The organism is Pseudomonas sp. BF-RE-21 (genome assembly GCF_019947305.1).
GTDB classification, from domain to species: Bacteria; Pseudomonadota; Gammaproteobacteria; order Pseudomonadales; family Pseudomonadaceae; genus Aquipseudomonas; species Aquipseudomonas migulae.
Genome location: NZ_JAGYGF010000003.1, coordinates 158,206 through 180,720, shown reverse-complemented (window position 1 = coordinate 180,720; position 22,515 = coordinate 158,206). Strand labels below are relative to the sequence as shown.

At 58.4% G+C, this 22,515-nt stretch carries 18 protein-coding genes; 9 read left to right on the top strand and 9 right to left on the bottom strand.

All coding sequences use genetic code 11. The annotated features are described in order from the left end of the window. Positions 1 to 161 precede the first annotated feature (161 nt). Positions 162 to 1,052, bottom strand: a complete 891-nt coding sequence (locus KGB25_RS03965) for a LysR family transcriptional regulator (protein WP_032832639.1) — start codon at positions 1,050 to 1,052, stop codon at positions 162 to 164. Positions 1,053 to 1,219: 167 nt separating this feature from the next. Between KGB25_RS03965 and KGB25_RS03960 the strand changes: the two genes are divergently transcribed. The 5 genes from KGB25_RS03960 to KGB25_RS03940 all read left to right on the top strand — a co-directional run bounded on the left by KGB25_RS03960 (position 1,220) and on the right by KGB25_RS03940 (position 8,223). Further along, positions 1,220 to 2,302 (top strand): 4-oxalomesaconate tautomerase, encoded by a 1,083-nt coding sequence (locus KGB25_RS03960; protein WP_008026398.1) that lies wholly within the window; start codon positions 1,220 to 1,222, stop codon positions 2,300 to 2,302. 44 nt (positions 2,303 to 2,346) lie between these two features. After that, a complete protein-coding gene (locus KGB25_RS03955) occupies positions 2,347 to 3,678 on the top strand; it encodes a dicarboxylate/amino acid:cation symporter (protein WP_192227181.1) in 1,332 nt (443 codons plus the stop codon). A gap of 141 nt (positions 3,679 to 3,819) precedes the next feature. Next, positions 3,820 to 5,124: a CitMHS family transporter gene (locus tag KGB25_RS03950; protein WP_008041516.1), complete on the top strand. Its 1,305-nt coding sequence runs from the start codon at positions 3,820 to 3,822 to the stop codon at positions 5,122 to 5,124. Between the two features lie 91 nt (positions 5,125 to 5,215). After that, positions 5,216 to 6,469, top strand: coding sequence for an OprD family porin (locus tag KGB25_RS03945; RefSeq protein ID WP_223434304.1), 1,254 nt, complete (start codon positions 5,216 to 5,218; stop codon positions 6,467 to 6,469). 80 nt (positions 6,470 to 6,549) lie between these two features. Continuing rightward, positions 6,550 to 8,223, top strand: coding sequence for a methyl-accepting chemotaxis protein (locus KGB25_RS03940; RefSeq protein WP_223434303.1), 1,674 nt, complete (start codon positions 6,550 to 6,552; stop codon positions 8,221 to 8,223). Between the two features lie 49 nt (positions 8,224 to 8,272). Here the strand turns inward: KGB25_RS03940 and KGB25_RS03935 are convergent, their stop codons facing one another. After that, positions 8,273 to 9,139, bottom strand: a complete 867-nt coding sequence (locus tag KGB25_RS03935; RefSeq protein ID WP_008041522.1) for a patatin-like phospholipase family protein — start codon at positions 9,137 to 9,139, stop codon at positions 8,273 to 8,275. A gap of 428 nt (positions 9,140 to 9,567) precedes the next feature. Here KGB25_RS03935 and gabP point away from each other — a divergent pair, with 428 nt between their 5' ends. Further along, complete coding sequence (gene gabP, locus KGB25_RS03930) at positions 9,568 to 10,974, top strand: GABA permease (protein ID WP_192227185.1); 1,407 nt, start codon at positions 9,568 to 9,570, stop codon at positions 10,972 to 10,974. A gap of 109 nt (positions 10,975 to 11,083) precedes the next feature. Continuing rightward, positions 11,084 to 12,169: a GlxA family transcriptional regulator gene (locus KGB25_RS03925; RefSeq protein ID WP_223434302.1), complete on the top strand. Its 1,086-nt coding sequence runs from the start codon at positions 11,084 to 11,086 to the stop codon at positions 12,167 to 12,169. A gap of 363 nt (positions 12,170 to 12,532) precedes the next feature. Here the strand turns inward: KGB25_RS03925 and KGB25_RS03920 are convergent, their stop codons facing one another. The 7 genes from KGB25_RS03920 to KGB25_RS03890 all read right to left on the bottom strand — a co-directional run bounded on the left by KGB25_RS03920 (position 12,533) and on the right by KGB25_RS03890 (position 18,934). Beyond that, positions 12,533 to 13,795, bottom strand: coding sequence for a serine hydrolase domain-containing protein (locus tag KGB25_RS03920; RefSeq protein WP_223434301.1), 1,263 nt, complete (start codon positions 13,793 to 13,795; stop codon positions 12,533 to 12,535). A gap of 218 nt (positions 13,796 to 14,013) precedes the next feature. Then, the gene (locus KGB25_RS03915; protein ID WP_192227189.1) at positions 14,014 to 14,469 is read right to left on the bottom strand and encodes a RidA family protein; all 456 of its coding nucleotides are present in this window, start codon (positions 14,467 to 14,469) and stop codon (positions 14,014 to 14,016) included. Then, positions 14,466 to 15,350, bottom strand: a complete 885-nt coding sequence (locus KGB25_RS03910) for a PhzF family phenazine biosynthesis protein (RefSeq protein WP_008041532.1) — start codon at positions 15,348 to 15,350, stop codon at positions 14,466 to 14,468. Before KGB25_RS03910 ends, KGB25_RS03915 begins: the two co-directional genes overlap by 4 nt. Further along, complete coding sequence (locus KGB25_RS03905) at positions 15,347 to 16,393, bottom strand: ABC transporter substrate-binding protein (RefSeq protein WP_223434300.1); 1,047 nt, start codon at positions 16,391 to 16,393, stop codon at positions 15,347 to 15,349. Before KGB25_RS03905 ends, KGB25_RS03910 begins: the two co-directional genes overlap by 4 nt. Positions 16,394 to 16,427: 34 nt before the next feature. After that, positions 16,428 to 17,192 carry an ABC transporter permease gene (locus KGB25_RS03900; RefSeq protein WP_008041534.1) on the bottom strand — a complete coding sequence of 255 codons (765 nt, stop codon included), beginning with the start codon at positions 17,190 to 17,192 and terminating at the stop codon, positions 16,428 to 16,430. Next, positions 17,189 to 18,007: an ABC transporter ATP-binding protein gene (locus KGB25_RS03895; protein ID WP_008041535.1), complete on the bottom strand. Its 819-nt coding sequence runs from the start codon at positions 18,005 to 18,007 to the stop codon at positions 17,189 to 17,191. The genes KGB25_RS03900 and KGB25_RS03895 overlap by 4 nt, the downstream gene beginning before the upstream one ends. Before the next feature lie 114 nt (positions 18,008 to 18,121). Continuing rightward, positions 18,122 to 18,934 carry a helix-turn-helix domain-containing protein gene (locus KGB25_RS03890; RefSeq protein WP_008041536.1) on the bottom strand — a complete coding sequence of 271 codons (813 nt, stop codon included), beginning with the start codon at positions 18,932 to 18,934 and terminating at the stop codon, positions 18,122 to 18,124. 370 nt (positions 18,935 to 19,304) lie between these two features. On the opposite strand from KGB25_RS03890, the gene KGB25_RS03885 reads away from it, so the two are divergent. Continuing rightward, on the top strand, positions 19,305 to 21,026 hold the full coding sequence (locus KGB25_RS03885) for a type I secretion system permease/ATPase (RefSeq protein WP_223434299.1): 1,722 nt from the start codon (positions 19,305 to 19,307) through the stop codon (positions 21,024 to 21,026). Continuing rightward, positions 21,019 to 22,389 carry an HlyD family type I secretion periplasmic adaptor subunit gene (locus tag KGB25_RS03880; RefSeq protein ID WP_008041538.1) on the top strand — a complete coding sequence of 457 codons (1,371 nt, stop codon included), beginning with the start codon at positions 21,019 to 21,021 and terminating at the stop codon, positions 22,387 to 22,389. Before KGB25_RS03885 ends, KGB25_RS03880 begins: the two co-directional genes overlap by 8 nt. Positions 22,390 to 22,515 lie beyond the last annotated feature (126 nt).

The window sequence follows — 22,515 nt, the reverse complement described above, 5'->3', positions numbered from 1 at the left end:
TTATCCGTTGGTTTTTGCCAGCACTCTCATCCTCTACACCATTGGCGACCTCTACGGCCTCAACTTCCTGGATCGCCAATACCAATATACGCCTGCATTCAGTGAGCGCGCGCGGGACGAGTTGCCCTATGCACTTATTAAAGCAGGCAGGACGAGAGGGGTCATTGCTCCCACTGTTCCAGCAGTATCGAGACGAATTTTTCCGCTGCCGGAGAGAGTGAGGCGCCTCTTCGGTAAACCAGTCCCAGCGATCGGTTCACGACAGGCTCTATCAAGGGGACGCTCACCAAGGTTGGATGATCCACCGCCGGCATTGCGAGGCTCGGCATTGCCGAAACGCCTAGGCCAGCTTCTACCAGGCCCAGCGAAGTAGACAGGTGTTGTACCTCATAGAACCACTGTGGACGCCAGCTCAAACCCGACAACGCGTGGTCCAGCAACATGCGGTTGCCGCTCAGGCGACCGACCCCGATAAGGCGGTAATTGCTCAGTTCAGACCAGGTGACCGAACTGCGCCCGGCCAGCTCATGATCGCGTCGACACGCCAAAACAAAAGGCTCGTTGACCAACGGCACAAACTCAATGTCCGGGTGCTGGCCGCTCATCATGTTGATGCCAAAGTCGGCTTCGCCACGCAGAACAGCCTCCAGTCCTTCGTTCGCACTGAGATCAAGCAAACGAATGCGGATTTGTGGATAGCGCTCGTTGTAGAGGCGGATGACCGAAGGGAGGAAGTAGAAGGCTGCGGTGGGGATGCAGGCGAGGGTGACGCGACCGCTCTGCCGCTCCGCCAGTTCGCGGATGTTAAGTATCGAGTCGTCGAAGTCATCCAGTAGGCGTCGTGCCTTGGGCAGGAAGTCTCGCCCAACGCTGGTGAGGCTTACCCTTCTTGTCGTGCGATCAAGAAGCGCTGTTCCCAATCCCTCTTCAAGCTTTTTCATTCTCCGACTCAACGCAGGTTGAGAGAGATGCAATGCATCGGCAGCCTCGTGGAAGCTTCCAAGTTCCGCGATCTTCACGAAAGATCGGATGTCATTGAGCTCATAATTCACTTTTTTTCTCTCGGCAGACGAGCGTTATTCAGCCAGTTCATCCTAGATTCATCATGCGTCAAACGCAATAATCAGGCTGATATTTGCATTGGAAACAATTTTTAAAGCCTGCGACTCTTGCTCACAAGACATCAATAACCCCCATTGATCAACAAGAGTCAGTATTCATGCAACGAATTCCCTGTGTGCTAATGCGCGGTGGTACTTCCAAGGGCCCGGTATTTCTCGCCTGGGATCTACCTGTTGCGATTGAAGACCGTGATGAGCTGCTGCTCAACCTTATGGGTTCTGGCCATGAGCTGGAAATTGACGGCATCGGTGGCGGTAGTCCACAAACCAGCAAGGTGGCGATCGTCAGCCCGTCGCTGCATCCTGACGCGGATGTCGACTATCTGTTCGTTCAAGTCATGGTCTCCCAGCGTCGAGTCGACACCGCGCCCAATTGCGGCAACATGCTTTGCGCCGTTGGCCCGTTCGCCATCGAGCAGGGGCTGGTAAAAGGCACCAAAGACCTGACCCGTGTGCGTATTCGCAACCTCAACACGGGGACTTTTGTGAACGCCGAGGTACAGACCCCGGGTGGCAAGGTTAGCTATGAAGGCGACACTGCCATCGATGGTGTGCCGGGTACCGCCGCTCCTGTGCAACTGACTTTCCTGGATGCGGCGGGCAGCAAGACGGGCAAGCTTTTCCCGACTGGGCAAACGCAGGATCTGATCGACGGTATTGCAGTGACCTGCATCGACATGGCGATGCCGATGATGATCGTCGAAGCTGGCCAGTTGGGTAAGCGTGGCGATGAAAGTCCTGCTGAGCTGGATGCGGACAAAGAGTTCCTGCGTCGCCTGGAGGCCTTGCGACTGCAAGCTGGCCTGGCAATGGGCCTGGGTGATGTCAGCGACAAAGTGATCCCCAAGCCAGTACTGGTTTCACCGGCCAAGGCAGGCGGCACGATCCAGGTGCGCTACTTCATGCCACACAATTGCCACCGGGCCTTGGCGATCACCGGCTCCATCGGCCTGGCCACTGCTTGTGTCACTGAAGGCAGTGTGGTCGCGCAATTGCTCGGTGGGGTTAGCGAGCCGCGCTTGCAGCAAGTACGCATTGAACACCCAAGTGGTGGAATAGATGTCGTATTGTCCTACACCGGCGCTCAGGGTGAGACCATTCGTGCTTCGGTAGTGCGTACATCGCGCAGGCTGTTCTCCGGTTTTGTCTACGCCGCGGCTTCCCAACGACTCGCCGGATAACGTCCCCTAGTCATTGCCGTTTTTGCATCAGCACAATTCTAAAAATGGGTGATGCCATGAAAGTTGTAAAATCGCTCTACTTTCAGATTCTCTGCGCCGTGCTGTTGGGCGTACTGGTCGGACATTTTTGGTCGCAGCAGGCCATCGCCTTGAAGCCGCTGGGTGATGCCTTCATCAAACTGATCAAGATGATGATCGCTCCGGTGGTGTTCTGCACCATCGTCACGGGTATCGCGGGTATGAGCGATAAACGCTCCCTCGGACGCCTGTTGAGCAAGACCATGCTGCTGTTCCTGGCGTTGACCGTGATCAGCCTGATTATTGGCCTGGTGTCGGTCTACCTGTTCAAACCCGGTGTGGGCATGAACATCGACCCCACCCAGTTGAGCACCAAGGGCTTGTCGCAGTACACCGATTCGGCCGCGAAGCTGGGAGTGGTCGAGTTTTTCATGCACATCATCCCCGACACGTTCATCGGTGCCTTCAATAAAGGTGAAGTACTGCCGGTGTTGTTCATCGCGGTGCTTTGCGGTTTCGCGCTGTCGGCCATAGGCGAGCGTGGCAAGCCGGTGCTGGATGTACTGGAATCCGCCTCGCACATGGTGTTCAAGATCTTCTCCTACCTGATGCGCTTCGCTCCGATCGGTGCCTTTGGCGCCTTGGCCTTCACCGTGGGCCAGTACGGTATTACATCGCTGGGCTCGTTGGCCAAGCTGATCATGACGCTGTACGTCGCCTGCGCCTTCTTCGTCTTTGTGGTGTTGGGGAGCATCTGCCGGGCGAATGGTTTCAGTCTGTGGAAGTTGCTGCGCTACTTCCGCGAAGAATTCCTGGTGGTGCTCGGGACTTCCTCCACCGAGCCGGTGATGCCGCGGATGCTGGAAAAGCTGCAAGCCCTGGGTTGCAAGAAAGGCGTGGTGGGGCTGGTGCTGCCAACGGGTTATTCGTTCAACCTCGACGGTACGGCCATCTACCTCTCGCTGGCAGCGGTATTCATTGCTCAGGCCTGCAACATCGAACTGAGCCTGACACAGACCGTGACCATGCTGGCAATCATGCTGTTGTCCTCCAAGGGTGCAGCGGGCGTCACCGGTGCCGGTTTTGTCGCGCTGGCTTCGACGCTGACAGTGATCCATGACATTCCCTTGGCCGGCCTTGCCTTGCTGATCGGTATCGACCGTTTCATGTCGGAAGCCCGGGCTTTGACCAGTCTGGCAAGCAACGCCGTGGCTACCGTGGTGATGTCCATCTCGGAGAACGCCTGTGATCGCGAAACACTGATGCGGACTCTGGACGGTAAACCTTCGCCCGCTGCACCCCCAGCCCAAGTCCAGAACCCCGACTGGGATGGCCTGAAGGTCACCGAACACGCTTGACCGTTCGCGGCTGAATCCAGCCCCCTTAAATACCTCAATGAATAACTCCCGCCAGGCACCGTTGATCGTGCCGTCTGGCGGGGACGGGGTCGCGCGCCTGTGCGTCGGCCACGCTACTCATAAGAACAAGAGAACTGACCTATGCTCGCATTGCTTGGATTGGCCATGGTGGTGGTCTTCACCGTCCTGATAATGACCAAACGGTTATCGCCGATTGTCGCGCTGACGGTGGTGCCGATTGTGTTTGCCGTCATTGGCGGTTTCGGTGGCACTACTGGCAAGATGATGCTCGACGGCTTGAAAATGGTCGCTCCTTCGGCCGCGCTCCTGCTGTTCGCGATCTTGTTTTTCGGCTTGATGATCGACGCCGGTCTGTTTGACCCGCTGATTCGCAAGATCCTCAAACGCGTCAACGGCGACCCGATGAAAATCGCTGTCGGCACAGCGTTGCTGTCGCTGCTGGTGGCCCTGGACGGTGATGGCACCACCACCTACATGATCACCTGTGCGGCAATGCTGCCCCTGTACAAACGTATCGGGATGAACCCGATGATTCTGGCGACCATCGCCATGCTTTCTCTGAGCATCATGAGTGGCATGACGCCTTGGGGAGGGCCGGCGACCCGAGCGATCGCGGCGCTGGGCCTGGATGCCGGTGAATACTTCGTACCGTTGCTGCCGACCATGATTGGCGGCGCCATGTGGGTGGTGTTCACCGCGTTTCTGCTGGGCCGTGCCGAGCGCAAACGGATCGGCAATATCCAGTTGGAAAGCGGCGGGGGAGATTGCTACATCAAGGCGATTCTTGAAGACACTCCGCACAAGCGACCGAAACTGGCCTACGTCAATCTGCTGTTGGTGATCGCGGTGATGGTCGCACTGGTGATGGGGATCATGCATTCCGCGATCCTGTTCCTGATCGGGTTCGTACTGGCGCTGATGATCAACTATCCGCAACTGGATATTCAGAAGGAACGCATCCTCGCCCATTCGGGCAACGCCATGACCGTCGTACTCTTGGTGTTTGCCGCCGGCATCTTTGCCGGGATTTTCTCCGGCACCAAGATGGTCGACTCCCTGGCGCAAACCCTGGTTGACTGGATTCCGCCGTCCTGGGGGCATCTGTTCCCGCTGGTGGTGGCGATTACCAGCATGCCGCTGACGTTCGTCCTGTCCAACGATGCTTATTACTTTGGCGTGGTGCCCATTCTGGCGAATGCCGCTGCGGCGTATGGCATTGATCCGGTGGAAATCGCCCGCGCGTCGATTCTCGGGCAGCCAGTACACCTGATGAGTCCGCTGGTCGCCTCAACCCTGTTGCTGGTGGGGATGGTCGATCGCGATATCGGCGACTTCCAGAAAGCCACCGTCAAATGGGCGGTGCTCACTTCACTGGTCATCACCGCGCTAGCCCTGCTGACCGGGGCGATCAGTCTCTTCACCTGATTCACCCAAGCCACCTGTTTTCTCCCAAGGCGCCTCGCCAGCGAGGCGCGCGCTGTTCTGCACCCCAAATAACAACAATGAGTAGTTTTCCATGACCACTTTGCATACCCAACGGGCGCTGTTTTCACTTCTTGGTTTGTTGCCGCTGGCCAGTGCCAGCGCAGAAGGATTTATCGATGACAGCAAGCTCAAACTGCAATTGCGCAACGTCTATTTCAATGAAAACTTCCGCGACGAACATGGCTTGAGTGCCAAGTCGGCAAGGACGGCGAAGAGCGAACGAACCGAATGGGCCCAGGGATTCCTGTTGGATTACCAGTCGGGATTTACCCCCGGCACCCTCGGGTTTGGTGTTGATGCCCTTGGCCTGGTCGGGGTCAAGCTCGACTCCGGCCGTGGCCGCAGCGGCACGGGTTTGCTGCCCGTCCATGATGACGGTCGTGCGGCAGACGAGTTTGCAAGCCTGGGTTTGACTGCCAAGGCCCAACTGGCCAAGACCACGGTCAAATACGGCACCTTGTTACCCAAGACTCCAGTGCTGATCTACAACGATGCGCGTCTGTTGCCGCAAACGTACCAAGGCACGCAGATCAGTAGCGTCGACATCGAAAACCTCACCCTCACCGGGGGCTACCTGGATCGATTCAAACTGCGCGATTCCACCGACAGCATGCCGATTGTGCCCGACGGTTACGGCGGAGATAAATCAGGGGACTTCAGCTATGCAGGGGCCGAATACAAGCTGGGGAAGAGCGTTCGTTTGAGTTACTTCTACGGTGAACTGGAAAACTTTTACCGTCAGAATTTTGCAGGTATCCAGCACGATCTACCCTTGGGCGGCGGCGTGCTGACCAGTGACTTGCGCTACTTCAACAGTGTCGATACCGGCTCGGCCTACGGTGGCAAGATCGACAACAACATGCTGAGCGGGCAACTGTCCTACGCCATTTCCGGCCATACAGTCGGCGGCGGCTATCAGACCCTCAGTGGTGACGCCGGATTGCCCTTTATCAGTGGCGCAACGGTTTATTCGTTCAGCAACGCCGGGATAGGCAAGTTCATCGAGGAAGATGAAAAAACCTGGATGCTTAATTACGGCTATAACTTTGCCGCCCTCGGCGTGCCGGGCCTGACGTTCTCTACTCGCTATCTGAGCGGCAACGACGGTAAGTCCAACACCACGGTAAAAGAGTGGGAACGTGACGCCGAACTGGCTTATGTCGTGCAACAAGGCACCTTCAAAGGCTTGGGTGTGCGGTTGCGTAACTATGTTTATCGCTCTGATTATTCCCGTGGCCGAGACAGCAACCGGATCTACTTTACCTACGACATCGCGCTCTGGTGATTCCCTGATCGCGGCCTCGCGATATTCGCAGGCCGCCTTTTAAGCCTCGGCCTCACAGGATTGGGTGAAGGATTTCAACGATGTCGTTTAAAACCAAAATACTGTTGCTGACCTTGTTTCCGGTAATGCTGTTTGCCCTGGTGTCAGGTTTGAGCACCCGCGGCACTTTGCAGTCCCAGGCCGAGCAAGAAGTCGCTCAGACCCGCGAGCGACTGCTTGAAGCGAGCCGCACTCGGCTCAAGGATTACGCGAGCATTGCTCGCACTTCCATAGCCGAGCTTTATGATCGGGCTGCTGCCGGGGATCCGTCCAGCCGAGCCTTGGCGATCAGCCGCCTGTCGAAAATGAAGTATGGCGATGACGGCTATTTCATTGGTTATGACAGCCAGGTTGTACGCCTGTTTCGCGGTGACAGCAGCGAAGGCGTCGGCACCAACATGAGTGATCGCAAAGACATCAACGGGAAATACCTGAACCGTGAAATGGTCGCTGCGGCAAAAAATGAGACTCACTTCGTCACCTATTCAGGAGGGCTGGTCAACACCGATAAGGTGGTGGCGAAGCTCGCGTACAGTTTTTATTTGCCCAAGTGGGACATGGTCGTGGTCACGGCGATCAATCTGGACAGTATCGACGTTCAGGTCGCCAAGGTGCGGGCTGATGTTGATGCGCGGGTGCACAGCTTGATGTTCAGCATCGCCATCATTGCTTGTGTGCTGGTTAGCATTATCGGTGTGTTGGCTTTACTGCTGGTCAAGCGCAGCTTACGTCCCTTGACCCTGATCCGGGCCCACCTTGATGAAATCGCTGCGGGCGAGGGCGATCTGACGCGGCGTCTGCCGGTGGTCAGTCGAGATGAGCTTGGGCAACTTGCCGGTTCGTTCAATGCGTTTATCGATCAGATTCACAGCCTCGTCAGCCAGATCGTCGCCATGAGCGAGCAGTTGAATGGATCTGTGAGCCATGTGGCCGAGCAGAGCAGACATATTGACCGTGCCATGGATAAGCAGCGCCAGGAAACCGACCAGGTGGCCGCGGCGATAAATGAGATGTCATCGGCGGCACAAGAAGTATCGGCCAGCGCGCAAAACGCTGCCGACGCAGCCGTCGAAACTGACAGACAGTCCCGGCACGCCAGGCAAATAGTCAATGGCAGCATGACTCGAATTCAGGCACTGACCGTGGAGCTTGATGAGAGTGGTATATCCATGAAGAGCCTTCAAAACGATGTGACTTCTATCGTCACCGTGCTGGATGTGATCCGCTCGATTGCCGAGCAGACCAATCTCCTGGCACTCAATGCGGCTATCGAAGCCGCTCGTGCCGGTGCTGCCGGGCGAGGGTTTGCGGTGGTTGCCGATGAAGTACGCGCGTTGGCCAGTCGTACTCAGCGCAGCACCCAGGAAATCCAGGCGATGGTTGAGCGGCTCAAGGGCACGACTGATGGCGTGGTCAGTGCAATGCATCAATCCACCAAAGCGGCTCAAGGAGCTAACGCTCAGGCCGATCAGGCGGGCGAGTTCCTGGGCAACACTGTCGAACTGATCGCGACCATCAACGCGATGAACGCACAAATCGCGAGCGCTGCGGAGGAACAGACCTCGGTGGCTGAAGAAATCAACCGCGGGGTGCATCAGATCGCGCGAGCCATTGATTCCGTTGCCAACCAGACCAAAAGCGGGGTCAAGACCGTCGATGAGCTGTATATGATCGGTAATCGTCTGCAAAGCTTGCTCGGACAGTTCAAAATTTGATGCCGAGGGAGCAGGGCGGTTAGACAGGGCGACAGGTCATTCACATCACTCAATGCTCATGGGCATGCGAATGGAGGGTCAGGGCACCCGGTACCTTGGTGCGCTCGAGCCCCCCACGTTCCAGCCACCGAAGGGTCTGCACATAGGCACGCTGCAGCAAAGACTCGGTCTGGTCAAAGTTGAACACCGAGACATCTACAGGACACAACGGCGGGACAATGTGCAAGCTGGTGACAGCGCGGAAGTGTTCGATGTCGCTCACCAGTTGACGCATGCTCATCAGGTTGACGGTGTGCAAGGCCAAGGCGACCAGGCCCCGGGGCGGTTGTGTCAGGGCGCAACTCACGCCGGTGGGGATGACCACAACGTTGGTGGCTCCCAAGGCTACTGCTGTCGAAATGGGTGTATTGCTTGCCACGCCTCCATCAACCAGAAACTGGTCGGCGATTTGCACGCAGGGAAACACCAGCGGGATGGCAGCGCTGGCCAGTAACGCCTGCTCAAGGTTGCCACTGGACAGAACCGTCTCGGCACCACTGAGCAGATCGGTGGTGACGATATGCAAAGGCAGCGTTGCCTCCTCAATGCGATGAATGGGAAGTGCCTGCCCCAGCAATCGGTGTAACGCCGACGGCTGCAATAAAAAGCCACGCCGCTTGATCAGTCCTTTGCAGGTGTCGATCCAGGAGAGAGGAAAGATGTCAGTTTTACTCAGCCCACGCCAAAATCCGGCGAGCGCCTCGACGCCCTCGGAATCGGGCCTTGCGGCAAAGTAGGCACCGTTGATAGCGCCAACCGAAGCGCCGACGACCATGTCGAATCGAACATCGGCCTCGACCAGGGCCCGCAACATTCCCACCTGCACCGCACCCAAACTGCCGCCGCCAGCGAATACGATTGCGGTTTTGGTGACCATGGTCGAAGTCTCTGTGCGGAGATGTATCGAATGAGTGTAGCTGACGGGGTGGCGCTGAATGCCGTGCAGCCAGACTACGGAGTCATCCTCTCCAACCGATGCGCCTGCACCGGTTGGATGGAACGTGCCTATAGAAGAGGGATCAGCTGTTGGCTACCTTCGTCGAGGTAGTAAACCGGTAATGGGTTGTCACGCTGGCGCATGTCGATATCAGACTCACAGGTGGCGCGCTCGGGCTACTTGCGTTGAAGACTGGACGCGTAAGGTGACGCGTCATTTAATGGCTGCGCAGTCACGATGACTGAGGGGAAATGCTCAGAAGCGTTGAGGTTCGCCGCTTTCGATAAGGGGCAACAGGAAGAAATGATGATCGCCTGACCCTCAGTCAGCACGCTCTAACGTCGATCACCAGAGAACAAAAAAAAACAATGAATAGCCTGAACTCTAAAGATTCGAACGGTCAGTTGGCACAGGGTTTCAAGCCGCGCCACGTCACTATGCTTTCCATCGCGGGGATTATCGGAGCAGGTTTGTTTGTCGGGTCGGGACATGCCATCGCTGCCGCCGGTCCGGCGGTATTGCTGGCGTATCTGTTCTCCGGCCTTTTAGTCGTTCTGGTCATGCGCATGCTGGGCGAAATGGCGGTTGCCAACCCGGACACCGGATCCTTTTCCACCTATGCAGACCAGGCCATCGGGCGTTGGGCTGGCTTCACCATCGGCTGGCTGTATTGGTGGTTCTGGGTGCTGGTGATCCCCATCGAGGCGCTCGCGGCCGGGCATGTATTGAACCAATGGTTCCCACAGATCGATACCTGGTTGTTTGCCTTGCTGTCGATCATCCTGCTGGTCGTGACCAATCTCTTCAGCGTGTCCAAATACGGCGAGTTCGAATTCTGGTTTGCGATGGCCAAGGTCGTGGCGATCATCGGGTTTATCGGCCTTGGTTTTGCGGTGCTGATGGGGTGGATTCCCGAGCGGGAAGCCAGCGGGTTGAGTCGACTCATGGACGAATATGGCGGGTTTGCGCCCAACGGTTTGTCAGCGGTCGTCGGCGCATTCATCACCATCATGTTCAGCTTCATCGGTACGGAAGCGGTGACCATTGCGGCCGCCGAATCCAGCAACCCTGCTCAGAACATCGCCAAAGCCACACGCTCGGTGATCTGGCGCATCGGGGTGTTCTACTTGCTGTCCATTTTCGTGGTCATTTCCGTGGTGCCCTGGAATGATCCGTTGCTGGCGTCTGTCGGCTCTTACCAGCGGGCACTGGAGCTGATGAACATTCCCCATGCCAAGTTGCTGGTGGATGTGGTGGTGTTGATTGCCGTGGCCAGCTGCATGAACTCGTCGATCTATATTTCCTCGCGCATGCTGTTTTCGCTGGGCAAGCGCGGTGATGCACCGAAACCATTGAAGGTGACGTCGTCGGCGGGTGTGCCGAGGGCAGCGGTGATCGCCAGCACTGTGCTGGGTGCCGGAGTGACCTTGTTCAGCTACTTCATGCCCGCCGGTTTATTCCAGTTTCTGCTCGCCAGTTCTGGCGCCATTGCGTTGCTGGTGTACCTGGTTATTGCCGTGTCGCAATTGCGCATGCGCAGGATTCTGCGTCGGCAGAACGTCACGCTGACCTTCAAGATGTGGTTGTTTCCCTGGCTCACCTGGTTCGTCATCGCCTTCATCAGCGCAGCGTTGGCGGTGATGATGGTGACGCCCGAGCACCGTATGGAGGTTTCTTCGACCATCGTCCTGGCGCTGGTGATTTCCTTTATCGGCCTTGTGACCACGCGTCACCACGGGCAGCCGCAGAGGGTGGCGGCGGCGGAAAGTGCATAGCCGCTTCAGCGTAAACCTGCTTGCGATCTTATAAGTACGCGAGCAGTGGCGGGGCGGTAAAACCACCCGCGCCACGGGCCATTACCGCTCACTGGGAGAATAATCTTCGATGGCATATGACACCCCCAGGGCCGTTTCTCCCCAAACCATTGGTTTTTTGCTGCTGGACCAATTCACTTTGATTTCTCTGGCCGCTGCTGTAGAGCCGCTACGAATGGCCAACCAGCTGACCGGTCAGGAGCTGTATCGCTGGCACACTTTCAGTTTGGGAGGCGAGCAGGTGTGGGCAAGCGACGGCATGCCGATCACTCCGGATGCGTCGATCAATAACGCACCGATGCTTGATACCGTGATTGTCTGCGGAGGCATCGGCATTCAAAGCGCCGTGACCCGGGAGCACGTTTCCTGGTTGCGAGCCCAGGCGCGACGCTCGAAGCGGATCGGGGGCGTGTGCACAGGCAGTTGGGCCTTGGCCCAGGCAGGCTTGCTCGATGGGTTCGATTGCAGCGTGCACTGGGAATTTCTGGCCGCCATGCAGGAAGCTTTTCCGCGCGTGAACCTCAGCTCCAGTTTATTCACCCTCGACCGGGACCGCTTCACCAGCTCCGGTGGAACCGCGCCAATGGACATGATGCTGCACCTGATCAGTCGCGATCATGGTCATGAACTGTCAGCGGCCATTTCCGAGATGTTCGTCTACGAGCGAATCCGCACCGAGCAGGATCACCAACGAGTGCCCCTCAAGCACATGCTCGGCACCCATCAACCGAAGTTGCAGGAAATCGTCGCCTTGATGGAGGCCAATCTGGAAGAACCGATCGAGCTCGACGAACTGGCGAGTTATGTTGGCTTGTCCCGTCGACAGCTCGAGCGGTTGTTTCAGAAATATCTACATTCCTCGCCGTCGCGGTATTACCTCAAATTGCGCCTGATCCGCGCACGTCAGTTGCTCAAGCAAACGCCGATCTCCATCGTAGAGTTGTCGGTGGTGTGCGGCTTTGTGTCCACCCCCCATTTCTCAAAGTGCTATCGCGAGTGTTTCGGCATTCCACCCAGCGATGAGCGCCTGGTGGCGCAACCGCAAGTGGCTGCAAGTCCGACTCTGCAAGTATTTTCGCCGGCAAGGCCGATGAATTTGCTGGATCAGGCGCGTGACGAGTCAACGTTCGCAAGTATCAAGATTATGAAACCCTGAACAAGCGGGCTGGTGTCATTCCAGACACCCGCAAATTAAATACCTCCCATTTCCTTAAGCACAGTGGGGCGGGCTGTGGAGCATCGTACTTTGTATGGTGCTGTACACGGGCGTCACCGGGTTGCTCGGAGCCAATTGCACGGCAAGCCTGATGAGCATGTTCCCGAGGCAGGCGGGGGCGAGTGTCGCCCTGGGTATTTCGGTGCAATTCGCCACCGGGGCGCTGGCCAGTCTGTGGGTCAGTCGCCTGTCAATCAGGACGCCCATGCCGACACGCTAGAACAACATTAGAGAACAAATTCTGGCTGCCTTCTTCATGTATAGGCGTTTTTCCAACGCCTATACATGAACCCGAGAAACCGGTTACTGAAGGGTATTGCTGATGGCGTCAAAGGCGACCATGTCGTCGATAACCTCACCACCGGTGGGTTTGGTCTGTGCTTGCCACACTACAATCACCACATTTTTGGTCGGGTTGATGTAGAGGTACTGACCAAAAGTGCCTGCAGCAGTAAAGGCTTTATCGGCCTTGGAAGCATCGGTCCAGCCTGGCCACCACATGTTGGCAAAGTCACCGTAGGCCGCATCTGTGCCAGTGGTCGCGCTGGCGAAGCTCATCCAGTCTTCAGGCAGCACTTGCTGTGCACCGGCCTTGCCGCCGCTGAGGAAAAACTGGCCAAAACGCCCGTAATCTTCAAGGGTTGCACTGATGCCGCTACCGCCCACTTCATTGCCATTGGGGCCGTCGAGCCACCATTTGGCATCGGTTTGCATGCCATAGGGAACCCAGATCTTTTCGCTCAGGTATTGCGTCAGTGGCTTGCCCACGGCGGCGCTGACCAGTTGTCCCAAGACTTGCGTTTCACCAGTGCTGTAGTTGGTGCGAGTGCCAGGAGGTGCAGCGGTGGGCAGGCTTGCCATGAACTTGAGGAGCGATCCAGGCACTTGTTCGATTCGCAGCTTGATCAACTGTCGTTCGTCTGATGTTGGATCAGTGTATTTCTCGTTCCATTTGATTCCGGAGCGCATGGAGAGAATTTGACGTACGGTGACCTGGTCGTATCCGCTACCGGCCAGCGCGGGTAAATAGTGGGTGACTTTGTCATCAAGGCTTTTGATGGCGCCGTCCTGCAATGCAGCGCCCACGAGAGTAGAGGTGATAGATTTCGCCACCGACATCGACATCCAGCGGGTGCCGGCGGTATTACCTTTTTCGTATCGCTCAGTGACGATTTTACCGTCCTTGAGCACCAACAGGCCTGTTACCCGATTCAGCGCAACGTAGTCATCGAGACTGTAGCGCTTGCCTTTATAGTCAAAGGCAACCGGGCCGAGCGGCGTGCCGCTGCGCGGTAACGGGGAAGGGTGGCTGCCCGCCTTGATGGCCCGCACAGGAAACAAACGATCAGTATTGCGAAAGGTAGTGACGGCCAGGTCCTCGCTGAGATTGCCGTCATAAATGGCCTGCACTTCGCCAATCGGCTCCAGCGCAGGTTGTTGGTAGGACTTCGTGGGACCAGGAGTGGCCGCCCAGGCGGTCAACGATAGCGCGAGTGTCGAAACACACACCACCACTTGGAGATGGCTGCGCTTAACGAGCGATGGATGGCGAGGGAGCATTGGCATAAACACCTTCCTATTGTTTCTTGTTGTTTTGTCAGGGGGCAGTTTGCAAGGTGGAAATTTTTTGGGCGCGTGGGATCGGGCCTGATCACGCGCGGAATCGGGCCATGGATTAGAGGCAAGCGTCGACGTTGGCTCCCAGGCCGCAGTCGCGCTGAGGCATGTGCCACCTCAACGCGAGAGCTTTCATGGTTGATTGATTGGCCTGGTGAGAAAGCGCTCTAACGCACTGCCGCCACCAGTTCCAACTCCAGCAATCCGCTGCCTGGAAGCCCGGCGACGCCCAGTGCAGAGCGCGCGTGTTGCCCGCGCTCGCCAAACAACTCGATCAGCAAACGCGAAGCTTCGTCGAGAATTTTTGAGTATTCCTGGTAACCGTCCTCGGCATAGACAAATCCGCGTACGAACAGAATCCGCTCGACGCATTCCAGATCACCGATCGCTTGCTCAAGCGCACTCAAAGCCCGCAACACACAGGTGCGAGCAGCCAGGATCAAGGTTTCTGCAGGCATGTCTGCCCGAGCCGGACCTTTGATTACACTGTCGGCCAGTCGACACACCTGCCCGCTGACATAGGCCACACCACTGTGGATCACCACCGGCACGTAGTCACCTTTGGGGGCAGGGGCATCGGGCAATTGCAGGCCCAACAGCGTCAGTCTCTCTCGAATGCTCATGGGTTCACCTGCGCAAAACTCACCGGCCCGCCGAGCCACAATCCCTGGATCTGCTCCTGAGCATCCCGGCGAAAGCGCAACGATATCTCCGAAGGGCGGCCCATAGCCCGGCCCTGACGAACACGCACCGGGCGCTCATCAGCACTCACCAGGCCGTTTTCCAGCAACCCAAAGGCCAAGGCAGCGGCCGCAATACCGGTGGCCGCATCTTCGGGATAGCCGGAGGATTTTGGAAACTGTCGTGCGTCGAATTGGCGAGTGGCGAGGTCCAGTGCTGCGTAGGGGTACAAACCGGTTGAGCCGATGCGCTCGCACAATTGCTCAACCCGTCGGAAGTCGGGTTTCAGTCCATCCAGCACCGCTACGCTCTTGAGCGGGATCAGGGTTTTCACCCGGCTGGTGGCCGCGTTTTGGATGGGGAGCGGAGCCAACTCATTGGAGCTGATGCCCAGCACCGAGAGGATCTCCGCTTCGATGTCCGGGGACGAGAGCGTTTCGACCTGACCTATGGGCTGGGTGATTTCGATCTGTACGCCACCATCCCCATCGCGCATGACCCGCGCGTCCACGCGTCCACTCAAGGTCCAGATCGACAGTTGATCCTTAGGCAACATCCCCAGTCGGTCCAGCAGCCAGACGGCGCCGACCGAGGCATGTCCACACATCTCCATTTCGTGGTTCGGCACCCAGAAACGGAAGCTGAAGTCATAGTCGGTTCCAGCCGGTGGCGAACAGACGAAGCCGCATTCATGCCCGTAAGCCTGGGCCACAGCCTGCATGTCTGCAGCGCTCATGCCGTCGGCGCGAGCGACGGTTGGTGCCGGGTTGCCGCCGTTTTCCGCAGCAGGGAATACATTGATCAGATGAACTTGCGGGGTCATTTCTGCGCTCCTTGAGCGTCCGATAAAACGGGTGCAACTGCATCGACGATGGCATTGGTAAATACTGTGTGCGGATCAAGGCTGACCGGTTCCGCTTCAACAGCGTTCATGAAACTGATGTTCTTCTGGACGCCCGACAACTCGACCCTTGGCGTGGCCGGGTAAGAGGGCAGTGACGCTGTCCATGCCGAATCGAAAATCGGCGCGGCGGTGTGAGCGAAGTACGGCCGCACGGCTTCCCGAGCCTTGTCCGGATCGGTGACGATCAGTTGCTCGGCGCGCCACAGGGCCTTCACCATTTTTCGTGCGGTGTCGGTGTTACTGGCCAGCCAGTCTTCCCGGGCAATCATCGCCGTAAAGAGGAAACCGTTGAGCGGCGGATATTCACCCTTGGCGAGGTCCATCAGCACAAATCCCCCTTGCTGTTCGGCGGTGGTGATAGTCGGTGGTGACAGCGAAAAACCATTGATGCTGCCCTGGGAAAACGCCGCCAGCATGTTCGGCGCGCCGCCAATCGGCATGATGGTCAGGTCTTTGTCCGGGCTCAGGCCTGCGTCCTTGGCCAGATAGCGAACCAGCATATCGGTGGTGCTGCCGGGACCGGTGACACCGATTTTCAATCCTTTCAAGGCTTGTGCCCGGGCAGTCAGCGGTGACGCCGCGGATACGCCCGCATTCTTGGCAGATGCCGCATCGATCACCACCGTGCTGCCGAACTGGGTTTGCACTGAGGCGAATGCCTGGACATTCTGGCCCTTGGTGCGGGCACGAATCGCCACGGCAGGCAGGCCGACATAGGCGTCGGCATCACGTCCGAGCACAGCGGTAAGCGCCGCAGAACCGCCTTTTTGGAAGACGATGACTTCGATGTCGAGCCCTTCTTCGGCGAAATAGCCGAGCTTCTGCGCGACATAGATCGGCACATACAAGAAGCCTTCACTGGGAAACGCCAGTTTGACCTTGGTCAACTCGGCGGCCTGAGTCGCGAACCCACAGAGCAATACGCTGGCGAACGCGGTCGCCGTTACTAGACGTTTGAACATGATGGAACTCCGGATAATCAAATCGTAGGTGTGCTCAAACCGCCACTTCACGTTCGGCGTCGTTGGCTTTCCACGGCATCAAACGGCGTTCGGCCAGCTTGACCGCGGTATTGAGGATCAGCGCCAGGGCAATGATGCCCACCAGCGCAGCGAACACACCGGCGGTGTCAAACTGCGAAGCCGCGTCGGAGAGCAAGTAGCCGAGCCCGCGATTGGCAGCGATGATTTCACCCACCAGTGCGCCGATCAGTGCGTACGGCACCGACAGGCGCAACCCGGTAAACACCCAGGTGAACGCGGAGGGAATGACCACCATGCTCAACAAATCACGCTCGCGGGCGCCCATCAGGCGCAGGATGGTCAACTGCTCGCGGGACACGTTGCGCACACCGCTGTAGGTATTGAGGAACACCAGGAAGAACACCACTGCTGCGGTCAGTATGACTTTCATCGGCAAGCCGATGCCGAACCAGAGGATAAACAATGGCGCGAGAGCGACCTTCGGCAAGCTGTAGAACGCGGTGAGGAAGGGGTCGAGGATGTCGGCCAGGACTTTGGCTCGTCCTAACAGCAGGCCAGCAGCGAGACCGGCGACCGAGCCGAAGAAGAATCCGAGTACGGCTTCCAGCGTGGTAATCCCTGCGTGGTAGAAAAACACGCCGTTGAGCAGGATCTTCCACAAACTGGCCGCCACGGCAGAAGGCCGGCTGATGAAAAACTCGACGCCGAACCAACGGGAAATGCCTTCCCACAGCACCAGCAGAAACACCAGGAACAGCAAGCGATAGACCTGAATCATAGGGCCTCCAGAGAGTGAGCCAGCGAGGAAGGATCGGCGGCACCGGCGATGTCTGGGGCCAGGCGCTGCCAAAGGGCGGCGCAGAGTTCGACGTAGTGCGGATCGGAACGCAGTTGCACCAGATTGCGTGGCTGCGCCAGTGACACCTCAAGGATGTGATCGATGGTGCCGGGACGTCCGGCAAAGACCACGCAGCGATCGGCGAGGGCGATGGCTTCGTCGACATCGTGGGTGACGAACAGCACGGTTTTTTTCAGTTTCTTGCACAGTCGCAACAGTTCGGTTTGCAGCGTGAGGCGCATCTGCGCGTCGAGGGCTCCAAACGGTTCGTCCATCAGCAAGGTCTCAGGATCGCTGGCCAGCAATCGGGCCATCGCAGCACGTTTTCGCATGCCACCGGACAGTTGGTTCGGGTAGCTGGCACCGAAACCGGTCAGCCCGACCAGCGCCAACAGTTCCTCGACGCGCACGTCGATTTCACGCTTGCCCAGGCGCCGGATCTGCAACGGTACGGCGATGTTGCCGGCGACTGTGCGCCACGGCAGCAAGTGGTCAGCCTGGGTCATGTAGCCGACGCGGGTGTTCACGCCTTTGACTTCGGCGCCGTCGTAATGAACCCGACCTTCGGTAGGACCGAACAGCCCCGCGGTCATGTTCAACAATGTCGATTTGCCGCACCCGGACGGGCCGACCAACGTAATGATTTCGCCGCGCTGGATCTCAAGCGATACATTGCGCACGGCCACAAACTGGCGCCCATCGACCTTAAAACTCTTCTGCACATCAGCGAAACTGATAAAGGGTTCTTGCCTCACGGCCCCATCCTCTTGTTGTTTTATCAGGGCTCAGGATGCCGGGCGGAGGAATTCCGGGCGCACGGGATCGGGCCTCATCATGCGCGAGATCGGGCCATGGATAATCGGGATGGTTTACCGGTTGGTGTTACGGCGAAACTCGTCAGGCGAGCAGCCCTGCGCGCGTCGGAAAACCTGGGCCAGGTGGGAAGGGGACTCGTAGCCGACACTGTTGGCAATCTCCAGCACCGACATGCGCGTGTGCTGCAGCAGGTTCTTCACTCGCTCCAGGCGCATGCGCTGAACGCAGGCCAACACGGATTCGCCAGTGTGTTGGGCAAACAAGCGGGTGAGGTGGCGTCGTGAAACATGAAAGGCTTCAGCGATCTCGTCCAGTCCCGGAGACTGTTCAAGGTTGCCATCCAGATAGCGCTGAACATCACGCACCAATGCCGCACCATGACGTTCGGTCGAAGAACGTTGCAGGCTTGGCTGGCTCAGGGAAATCGCCAGGCATTCCAGGAGCAGCAAGTGGTCGGTCTGGGTGATTTGCCGACGCCGATCCACGTAGCGATCCGGTTGGCTGAAGGCCTTTTTCGCCAGCAATAGATGATGAAACGGTGCCGAGGCGTGCCAGATACCTAACGTCGGTACTCGCAACAAACGATTGGCATCACCGGACAGATCACGCAGGGCATAGCTCATGTAATCCGGGTCGACATAGAACGCAACGTGCCCCTGGCTCACTGTCATTGACGATGAGGAATGGCTCCACTGGGGTGGGACCAATACGAACTGTCGGTCAACTATCGACGTCGAACGGCCGCTTTGTTCGTCCTTGAATCGCAACAAACCATGCTCCGGCACCATGATCATGAATTCATCATGCTCATGGGCAGCGGTTTCATAGGCTCCATTGGAGTTGAAGACGCTGTAGATTTCACGCATTGGCCGCACCGGATCGCGTCAGTCAGGTGCAAATACTAATACGCTGCGGAGGGAGAAATCTCAAGATTGGATAAAACCAGCAATTACTACCCGCCCGTCTCAGAAGGATTTGCGATCCCCTGCAACGAAGAGGTCGCGGTCTTCCATGCTTTCTCACTCGTGGCGCTGTGCAACATCCCCGCCCGTCACCCCCAACAACCCGGCCCGCACTAACCCGAGGTTGCGTTGTCAGTATTTCACGCCTAGCGACGAGGATCGTCTCTGATTAGCGGCACGTCAGACTACGTCTATTTTTTTCCAATGCCTGAGGGCAAAAAGCTCGCGATGGATTGCGTCTTGGACCGACTATTCCTTTTGCGGGCGACACTCTATGGGTTTGCTTCTCGATCCACGGCATGACATTGATGCCGCGTTATTAAGCTATCGCCGTGTGTTCTGGTCGTTGGCGCTGTTCAGTGGTGTGATCAACCTGCTGGTGCTGGTGCCGTCGCTCTACATGATGCAGGTGTACGACCGGGTCCTGACCAGTCGCAACGAAACCACCTTATTCATGCTCACCTTGATCGCACTGGGACTGTTCATGTTCAGCGCCCTGATCGAGTGGGCACGCGGCGAGGTGATGATTCGCATGAGCGCCGGGCTGGACGAAGCCCTGGGCGAGCGGATTTTCGATGCCGCCTTCGCCCGCAGCCTGCGTGAGCACAACGCGAACCCGGCGCAGGTGCTCACCGATCTGGCGACGCTACGGCAGTTAATCACCGGCCAGGGCCTGATCGCCTTGCTGGATGCACCGTGGTTGCCCATCTTCGTGCTGGTGGCGTTCATCTTTCATCCTTGGTTCGGCGTGCTGACGCTGGTTCTCGCGCTGGTACTGATCGGCCTGGCGCTGTGGGGCGAGTTAGCGACGCGCACACGCCTGGACGAAGCCAATCGCCTGGGCGTGCAGTCGTCGATCTATGTAAACAGCACGCTACAAAATGCCGAAGTCATCCGGGCTCTGGGCATGCTCGGGCCGTTGCGCCAGCGCTGGAGTCTGCTGCAGCAACGCATCATTGCCGCCCAGTCCCATGCCAGCGACCGCGGCGCGCGTATCACCGCGACGACCCGCTTCGTGCGCATCTCCGGACAGTCGCTGGCCCTGGGCCTGGGGGCGCTGCTGGTACTGGAAGGCCAATTTTCTGCGGGCATGATGATTGCGATGTCGCTGCTGCTGGGGCGTGCCCTGGCTCCCGTGGAAATCGCCATTGGTTCGTGGAAGCAATTCAACTCTGGACGCCAGAGTTACCAGCGCCTGAGCCAACTGCTTGCTCAGCAACCGCGCGAGCGCCTGCGCATGCCGTTGCCACCGCCCACCGGCGCGCTGCGCCTGGATCAGGTGTATGTCGGCCCGCCCGGCGCCTCGCAACCGATCCTGAGGGGCATCAATTTCAGCCTGACCAAAGGTGATGTGCTCGCCGTCGTTGGCCCCAGCGCCAGTGGTAAATCAACGCTGGCCAAAGCGCTGGTCGGGGTATGGCCGGCCATGGGCGGGTCGGTGCGCCTGGACGACGCCGAGATCAGTCAATGGTCCCACGACGCCCTGGGCCCGCACCTTGGATACCTGCCGCAGGACATCGAGCTGTTCGACGGCAGTGTGGCCGACAACATTGCCCGCTTCGGCGAGCAGGACGCCGACAAGATCATCGCCGCAGGGTGTCACGCCGGCATTCACGAGATGATCCTCAAATTCCCCAAGGGTTACGATACGCCGCTGGGCCCCGGAGGGCTTGGCTTGTCCGGTGGACAAAAGCAACGCCTCGGCCTGGCTCGCGCGCTCTATGGGCACCCTTCGCTGATCGTGCTCGATGAACCCAACTCCAATCTCGATGAAGCCGGAGAGGTGGCGCTGGTGCAGGCCATCAATGCGCTCAAGGCTACTGGCAGCACCGTGGTGCTGATTACCCACCGGCCGAATGTGCTGGCAGTGGTTGATCACATCCTGGTGCTCAAGGACGGTACTCAACATGCATTCGGTCCAAGGGATCGGTTGCTCAAGGCATTGAGACCGGGGCCAAGACCGGCCGCGGTCAGGGAGGCTGGCGGAGATGCGTGATCTGACCCCTGAGGCACAAACGTACAGCGAGCATGGGCTGAGTGCGCGCGGCACCACAGTGCAGCCACGCGCCAGCACCGACGCCGGGGGCGCGGCACGCTATGGTGTGGGTTTCCTGGTCCTGACACTGGGCGGTTTCCTGCTCTGGGCCTGTCTGGCGCCACTCGACCAGGGTGTCGTGGGCAGCGGCACCGTGGTGGTGGCGGGCGAACGCAAGGCTGTGCAGTCGTTGGTCGGTGGGGTGGTAGAAAAGCTGCTGGTCAGCGATGGCGAGCGCGTCACCCAGGGACAGTTGCTGGTCCAGCTCAATACGGTGCAGGCGCAGGCGCAACGGGACGTGACTTTGGGCAAGTTGCTCAATGATCGTAGCGTCGAGGCGCGGTTGATCGCCGAGCGCCTGGGTTCAGCCGAGATCCAATGGCCCGTTGAACTGCTGGAGCGTGCCGACGAGCCGCGGGTCAAGGCCGCCATGGCCTTACAGAGCCAGCTGTTTCTGACCCGCCGTGCAGAACTGGGCAGCCGTTTGCAGATCATCGAACACGAAGCCGCGGCCTTGCAGCAGCAATTGCTCGGCTACGAGGGCGTCAAGCGCAACTACGACGCGCAGATGCACTTCCAGCAACAGGAGCTGGAAGGCCTGCGCAATCTTGCCCGTGAAGGTTACATTCCGCGTAACAAACTGCTCGAGGCCGAGCGCAATGCAGCCCAATTGGCTGGACAGATTTCCTCCGGAGTGGGCGATGTTGGCAGGACCCGCCAGGCGATCAGCGAAAGCCGGCTCAAGGCCTTGCAGGCGCAGCAGGAATTTCGCCGCGATGCCGAAACGCAGCTCAGCGAAGTCTCTGCCGAGGCGGCCGGTTATGCCGATCAGATTCATGCCTTGCAGTTTGAAGTCGACAACGGCGCGATCCGTGCGCCGGTATCCGGACAGGTCATGGACGTGAGCATTCACACGGTCGGGGGCGTTGCGCAGGCTGGCCAAACCCTGATGCAGGTGGTACCGCTGGATGCGCCGATGGCGATCACCGCGCGTTTCGAGCCGCTGATGGCCAATAAGCTACGCCCGGGTTTGCCGGTGCATGTGCATTTCACTGCCCTGCAACGGGTGGATACGCCGACGGTCACCGGCACTGTGACTACGGTGTCGGCGGACCAGTTGATCAATGAACAGACGCACCAGCCGTACTTTTCCGCCAAGGTTGAAATTCCCGCCGACACCGTCGCCTCGCTGCAGGCCGCTGGTCTGCTGGTGCGCCCCGGCATGCTCGCCGATGTCACGGTGGTGACGGGGGAACGCACCTTGATGAATTACCTGATGAAACCTTTGCGTGAGCGCTTGCTTGCGGCCTTCAAAGAGGAATGAGCGTGAAGCCAGTCCTGCGCTGGCAGCGCGACTGGCCGTGGTGAATTGTGGCGAGGGGATAAATCCCCTCGCCACATTAGTCTGTGTTGGTCTTTGATTTTCAGGCACCGAAAAAAACCTGCGGGT

What these genes read in the sequence shown, in the direction of transcription:
- KGB25_RS03960 (WP_008026398.1), top strand. Translation starts at nt 1,220, where the DNA reads ATGCAACGAATTCCCTGTGTGCTAATGCGCGGTGGTACTTCCAAGGGC.
- KGB25_RS03955 (WP_192227181.1), top strand. Translation starts at nt 2,347, where the DNA reads ATGGGTGATGCCATGAAAGTTGTAAAATCGCTCTACTTTCAGATTCTC.
- KGB25_RS03950 (WP_008041516.1), top strand. Translation starts at nt 3,820, where the DNA reads ATGCTCGCATTGCTTGGATTGGCCATGGTGGTGGTCTTCACCGTCCTG.
- KGB25_RS03945 (WP_223434304.1), top strand. Translation starts at nt 5,216, where the DNA reads ATGACCACTTTGCATACCCAACGGGCGCTGTTTTCACTTCTTGGTTTG.
- KGB25_RS03940 (WP_223434303.1), top strand. Translation starts at nt 6,550, where the DNA reads ATGTCGTTTAAAACCAAAATACTGTTGCTGACCTTGTTTCCGGTAATG.
- KGB25_RS03935 (WP_008041522.1), bottom strand. Translation starts at nt 9,139, where the DNA reads ATGGTCACCAAAACCGCAATCGTATTCGCTGGCGGCGGCAGTTTGGGT.
- gabP (WP_192227185.1), top strand. Translation starts at nt 9,568, where the DNA reads ATGAATAGCCTGAACTCTAAAGATTCGAACGGTCAGTTGGCACAGGGT.
- KGB25_RS03925 (WP_223434302.1), top strand. Translation starts at nt 11,084, where the DNA reads ATGGCATATGACACCCCCAGGGCCGTTTCTCCCCAAACCATTGGTTTT.
- KGB25_RS03920 (WP_223434301.1), bottom strand. Translation starts at nt 13,795, where the DNA reads ATGCCAATGCTCCCTCGCCATCCATCGCTCGTTAAGCGCAGCCATCTC.
- KGB25_RS03915 (WP_192227189.1), bottom strand. Translation starts at nt 14,469, where the DNA reads ATGAGCATTCGAGAGAGACTGACGCTGTTGGGCCTGCAATTGCCCGAT.
- KGB25_RS03910 (WP_008041532.1), bottom strand. Translation starts at nt 15,350, where the DNA reads ATGACCCCGCAAGTTCATCTGATCAATGTATTCCCTGCTGCGGAAAAC.
- KGB25_RS03905 (WP_223434300.1), bottom strand. Translation starts at nt 16,393, where the DNA reads ATGTTCAAACGTCTAGTAACGGCGACCGCGTTCGCCAGCGTATTGCTC.
- KGB25_RS03900 (WP_008041534.1), bottom strand. Translation starts at nt 17,192, where the DNA reads ATGATTCAGGTCTATCGCTTGCTGTTCCTGGTGTTTCTGCTGGTGCTG.
- KGB25_RS03890 (WP_008041536.1), bottom strand. Translation starts at nt 18,934, where the DNA reads ATGCGTGAAATCTACAGCGTCTTCAACTCCAATGGAGCCTATGAAACC.
- KGB25_RS03885 (WP_223434299.1), top strand. Translation starts at nt 19,305, where the DNA reads ATGGGTTTGCTTCTCGATCCACGGCATGACATTGATGCCGCGTTATTA.
- KGB25_RS03880 (WP_008041538.1), top strand. Translation starts at nt 21,019, where the DNA reads ATGCGTGATCTGACCCCTGAGGCACAAACGTACAGCGAGCATGGGCTG.